Raw genomic sequence first — 3,916 nt, forward strand, 5'->3', positions numbered from 1 at the left:
GTCCCTCTCCCGAACGGGAGAGGGGACCCGCGCTTCACGGGGCGAGGTCGCGGCTTGACCGAACCGATCTTTGGCCGCGCAACTCCTCCCGCACCGCCTCCGCCAGGGCGTCCACCTGCGCCTCCGTGTGGGCGGCCGAGAGGGCGATCCGCAGGCGGGCGGTGCCGGCCGGCACCGTGGGCGGGCGGATTGCCACGACGAGGAAGCCTCGCTCTTCCAGGGCTCCCGAGAGGGCGAGCGCGCCTTCCGCGTCGCCGACGAGCACGGGCACCACCGCGCTCTCGGCTTCCGGCAGGCCGAGCCGGGCGGTGAGTCGACGGGCGAGGGCGAGGGGGCGGGCTGCCCGCTCGGGCTCCGCCTCCAGGATCTCCAGGGCGGCGAGCGCGGCCGCCGCGGAAGCGGGCGGCAGCCCGGTGGTGTAGACGAAGCTGCGCGCCCGGCTCATCAGGAGATCGACCACGGCGCGGCTCGCGCAGACGTAGCCGCCGTAGGAGCCGAGGCTCTTCGAGAGCGTGCCCATCTCCAGCGGAGCCCGGGCGCCCGCCTCGACCACGCCGAGGCCGTGCGCGTCGTCGACGAGGGTCCAGGCGTCGAATTCTTCGGCGAGCGCCAGCAACTCGGGCAGGGGCGCCCGGTCGCCGTCCATGCTGAAGACCCGCTCGGTCAGGATCAGCGCGCGCTTGGCGCGGCCCCGGTGCCGGTCGAGCAGGCGCCTCAGGTCGGCGAGGTCGTTGTGACGGAAGCGGACCACCTCCGCGCCCGAGACCCGGGCCCCCGCCCATAGGCAGGAATGGGAGAGCGCGTCCGCGAGCACGAGGTCGCGGGGGCCGACGAGGGCCGGCGTGATGCCGAGATTGGCGAGATAGCCGCTCCCGAAGACGAGGGCCGCCTCCTTGCCCTTGTGGCGGGCGAGCCGGGCCTCGAGTGCGTCGAGCAGCGGGTGGTTGCCCGTGACCAGACGGGAGCCGCCCGCTCCCGCCCCGTAGCGGGCGAGCGCGTCCTGCGCCGCCGCGATCACCCGCGGGTCGTTGGCGAGGCCGAGGTAGTCGTTGCAGGAGAAGGAGACCAGGGACCGCCCGTCGCGCTCGGCCGCGGCGCCGGCAGCGCGGACCGTGAGGCGCAGGCGGCGCCGGAGGGAGGCGGCCTCGAGCTCGGCGAGCTTGCCCTGCGCGAAGGCTTCGAGGCTCGGGACGGTCGGGTCGGACATGGCGCCTCAAGGCTCCGGCCGGGCCGGCGTGTCAAGCGCCGACCGCCGCAGGGGTCTCCGCGCGGGCCCTTGACCGCGGCGCCCGAAAGCGCCCATCCCGCCTGGATGCCCGCGCACGACACCCATCTCTGGCGGCCCTACACGCAGATGAAGGGGGCGGCCCCGCCGCTCGAGGCGGTGCGCACTCACGGCAGCCGGATCGTGCTCGCCGACGGGCGCGAGCTCGTCGACGGTATCGCCTCGTGGTGGACGGCGGTGCACGGCTACAACCACCCCCACATTCGCGAGGCACTCGTCGCCCAGAGCGAGGCGATGCCGCACGTGATGTTCGGGGGCCTCACCCACGCCCCGGCCGAGCGGCTGGCGGCCCGCCTCGCGGCCCTGCTCCCGGGCGACCTCGACCACGTCTTCTTCACGGATTCCGGTTCGGTTGCCGTCGAGGTCGCCCTCAAGATGGCGGTGCAGCTCTGGATCAACCGCGGCGTCGCGGGCCGCACCCGCATCCTCGCCTTCCGCGAGGGCTACCACGGCGACACGTTGGGCGCGATGTCGGTCTGCGACCCCGAGGAGGGCATGCATCGCCGCTTCGGCGCCTACCTGCCGGCCCAGGTCTTCTGCGACCTGCCCCGCGACGCCGGGACGACCGCGGCCCTCGACGCGGCGCTGGCGCGGCACGGCCGCGAGCTCGCCGCGATCATCGTCGAGCCCCTGGTGCAGGGGGCGGGCGGCATGCGCATGCACGGGCCCGAGACGCTGGCGAGCGTGGCGCGGCTCGCGCGCCGCCACGGCCTGCCCCTGATCCTCGACGAGATCTTCACGGGCTTCGGGCGTACCGGCACGCTGTTCGCCTGCGAGCAGGCCGGGGTGACGCCCGACATCCTGTGCCTGTCGAAGGCGCTCACAGGCGGCACGCTGGCGCTCGCCGCCACGGTGGCCCGCACCGAGATCTTCGCGGGCTTCTGGTCGGATGACCCGGCCGCCGCCCTCATGCACGGCCCGACCTTCATGGCGAACCCGCTCGCCTGCGCGGCGGCCAACGCCAGCCTCGACCTGTTCGCGCGCGAGCCCCGCCTGGAGCAGGCGCGTGCCATCGGGAAGCGCCTGGCCGCGGGTCTCGGGCCGCTCGCCCGCCTGCCCGGCATCCGGGACGTGCGGACGCTGGGTGCCATCGGCGTCGTGCAGTTCGAATCTCCCCCCGACCTCGCCGCCCTGAAGCGCGCCCTCGTGGCGCGCGGCACCTGGGTGCGCCCGTTCGGTGACATCCTCTACCTGACGCCCGCGCTGACGATCGGGGCGGGGGATCTCGACCACCTCGTGGAGAGCGTCGGCGCGGTGGTCCGCGAGGCCGCATCCGCCTGATGCGGCGCTGCAACCCGGAGGATGGTTCCACAGTTGGGAATGCGACGCGGTTCGCCGGGAAGCCCCGCCCCTCGCGAGCGGGCGCCGGACTTGGGAGGATGCACACCGTGACGAACGAGACGACGAGCCCCGAGAACGACCGGCCCGTGATTCTCCTCGTCGAGGATGAGGCTCTCACCATCATGGATCTCGGCGACGTGCTGGAGAACGGCGGCTACGAGACCGTGCAGTGCGCCTCCGCCGAGCGGGCGCTCAGCATCCTCCAGGCCCGGCCCGACATCTGCGGACTCGTCACCGACGTGGAGCTCTCGGGGCGCACCAACGGGTTCGACCTTGCCAACTCGGTCGCCGAGGCGCGCCCGCACCTGCCCATCGTCATCGTCTCGGGCCGCGCCGCGCCCGACCCGGACCGGATGCCGGCCGGCGCCCGCTTCATCGCCCGCCCCTGCAGCGGCGAGGACATCCTCGACCAGCTGAGAAGCCTGCTCCCCTGCTAGGCCGGCGGCCGGCCCCGCTGTCATCGCAGCTTCACACGAAACCGCCACATGCCGTCATGGTCGGGACCTGACCCCTCCGGGGGCCGGGCGCTCGACCTTGGCCGTTTCGGCCGGACAGGCAGCGTGAGAAGGTGTAGGCCATGAGAGCGGCGGAGGATGGTCTGTCGGCCGCGGCGAGCGACGAAGTTGCGGGCATGCACGGGAGCGGCAAGATCAGGCCGGCCAAGGACTCGGGCAAGGATCCGGCGAAGGACCCGAACCTCGAGGGCAAGCTCGCCCGCGAGGAGCAGCGGCGCCTGCGGCCTCCTGGCGCCAAGAGCGTGGGCTGGGCGCTCGTGCAGGCGGCGCGCCTCCATCGCTCCCGCATCGGCGACCGTCTGGCCGCCCTCGACCTCTTCGCCGGCCAGGAGCAGGTGGTGCAGGCACTCGCCGCCGCCGGCACCATGACGATGGGCGACCTCGCCGCCACCCTGCGGGTGCGCCCGCCCACCGCCTCGAAGACGATCTCGCGGCTTGCCGCCCTCGGCTTCGTCGAGCGCCGGGCCGAGGCGGGGGACGGCCGCATCGTGCGGGTGCGCCTCACCGAGACGGGGCTCGCCCGCGCGGCCGCGATCGAGCGGCTCTGGGACGAGGTCGAGGCGGAACTCCTCGACGGGTTCGACAACAAGGAGCGCCGCCGCCTGCGCAAGCTCCTGCGCAAGGCCGCCCGCAACCTCGCCGACGTGACCGGCGCCGCCGGCCACGAGGCGGAGGCCGAGATCGACGGCGAGGACGAGGAGGAGGTCGGCCTGATCGCGCCCGACGCGGTGGTCCGCCCGCTGTAGGGCGCCGATCGGCAGTCCCACCTCTCCCG

At 74.2% G+C, this 3,916-nt stretch carries 4 protein-coding genes; 3 read left to right on the forward strand and 1 reads right to left on the reverse strand.

Annotated elements, in window-relative coordinates; genetic code table 11:
* Positions 1-34: 34 nt before the first annotated feature.
* Positions 35-1,207: an 8-amino-7-oxononanoate synthase gene (gene bioF, locus MOX02_RS11260; protein WP_147025886.1), complete on the reverse strand. Its 1,173-nt coding sequence runs from the start codon at positions 1,205-1,207 to the stop codon at positions 35-37.
* Between the two features lie 105 nt (positions 1,208-1,312).
* On the opposite strand from bioF, the gene MOX02_RS11265 reads away from it, so the two are divergent.
* From MOX02_RS11265 to MOX02_RS11275, 3 genes are all read left to right on the forward strand, one after another.
* A complete protein-coding gene (locus tag MOX02_RS11265; protein ID WP_147025887.1) occupies positions 1,313-2,566 on the forward strand; it encodes an adenosylmethionine--8-amino-7-oxononanoate transaminase in 1,254 nt (417 codons plus the stop codon).
* Positions 2,567-2,664: 98 nt separating this feature from the next.
* On the forward strand, positions 2,665-3,063 hold the full coding sequence (locus MOX02_RS11270) for a response regulator (protein ID WP_147025888.1): 399 nt from the start codon (positions 2,665-2,667) through the stop codon (positions 3,061-3,063).
* Positions 3,064-3,203: 140 nt separating this feature from the next.
* On the forward strand, positions 3,204-3,887 hold the full coding sequence (locus tag MOX02_RS11275; RefSeq protein WP_174804914.1) for a MarR family winged helix-turn-helix transcriptional regulator: 684 nt from the start codon (positions 3,204-3,206) through the stop codon (positions 3,885-3,887).
* Positions 3,888-3,916: the final 29 nt, after the last annotated feature.

Source organism: Methylobacterium oxalidis, from assembly GCF_007992195.1.
Taxonomy (GTDB): domain Bacteria; phylum Pseudomonadota; class Alphaproteobacteria; order Rhizobiales; family Beijerinckiaceae; genus Methylobacterium; species Methylobacterium oxalidis.

Bases quoted from the DNA above. Each gene is read 5' to 3' on its own strand.
- bioF (WP_147025886.1), bottom strand. From the start codon at position 1,207: ATGTCCGACCCGACCGTCCCGAGCCTCGAAGCCTTCGCGCAGGGCAAG.
- MOX02_RS11275 (WP_174804914.1), top strand. From the start codon at position 3,204: ATGAGAGCGGCGGAGGATGGTCTGTCGGCCGCGGCGAGCGACGAAGTT.
- MOX02_RS11270 (WP_147025888.1), top strand. From the start codon at position 2,665: ATGCACACCGTGACGAACGAGACGACGAGCCCCGAGAACGACCGGCCC.
- MOX02_RS11265 (WP_147025887.1), top strand. From the start codon at position 1,313: ATGCCCGCGCACGACACCCATCTCTGGCGGCCCTACACGCAGATGAAG.